Here is a 933-nt window from a genome sequence, read left to right as displayed (position 1 = left end):
AGAGCCTGACTCAAAAAGCGTAGACGTTTTCAGGGTCTGGCCAAGCGGCGAGTTAAGAGCCTCAGATGGGCGGCGAGCAACCAGGCTAGCTCGGTGGCGGCAGAGGCTTCGAAGTCTTTGGAGAGGCGACGACATCTGCCGAACCATGCAAAGGTACGCTCGACGACCCAGCGCCTGGGCAGGAGCTGGAAGCCTTTGACCCCGAGCGGTCGCTCGACGATCTCGATCGTCCATGGTCCGCAGTTGGAGAGAGCGTTGACGAGCTGTTTGCCGCGATAAATCCGATCGGCAAAGACATGCTCAAGCCTTGGGAAGCGGTCTCGCAAGATCTCCAACAGAGGAACGGCCCCATGGACATCCTGAATGTTGGCGGGATGAACATAGGCAGCCAGCAAGAGACCGTTGGTGTCGGTCACGATATGGCGCTTGCGCCCATGGAGACGCTTGCCGGCGTCGAATCCGCGTGGCCCGCCGGCCTCGGTCGTCGAGGCGGTCTGGCTATCGATGACGGCAGCTGTCGGTCTGGGCTTTCGCCCAAGCTTCCGGCGCGCCTTCCGAACCAAAGCTTCGACGATCTCCTGCCATCTACCCGTGTCGCGCCAAGCGTAAAAATAGCCCTGAACCGTCGAGTATGGCGGGAACTCCTTCGGCAAGGCTCGCCACTGGCAGCCGCTCGACAGAATATAGAAGATCGCCTGCACGATCTCGCGCAGATTAACCTCCCGCGGCCGGCCCAATCGCCGTCGCGGCGGCATCTTCCGGGCGATCAACGCCCACTCTGCATCGGTCAGATCACTTGTGTAACGCAGTCCACTGCGCTGATACTTGATACGAGCGGCTTTGGTCCACGGCATGGTGTCCTCCCTCGAATCTTTGCAAATCCGAAGGAATCACAGGCCCGCTAAAGCCGCTCACCTTTTTCGGTCAGGCTCT

1 protein-coding gene is annotated in these 933 nt (G+C 60.2%); it reads right to left on the bottom strand.

What is annotated here, in order from left to right; genetic code table 11:
• Window positions 1-29: 29 nt before the first annotated feature.
• Window positions 30-854 carry an IS5 family transposase gene (locus E4K65_RS46715; RefSeq protein ID WP_135179765.1) on the bottom strand — a complete coding sequence of 275 codons (825 nt, stop codon included), beginning with the start codon at window positions 852-854 and terminating at the stop codon, window positions 30-32.
• Window positions 855-933: the final 79 nt, after the last annotated feature.

Source organism: Bradyrhizobium niftali, assembly GCF_004571025.1.
GTDB lineage: Bacteria > Pseudomonadota > Alphaproteobacteria > Rhizobiales > Xanthobacteraceae > Bradyrhizobium > Bradyrhizobium niftali.
Note: the sequence above shows the minus strand (reverse complement) of the source record. Positions and strands in the feature narration are given on the sequence as shown.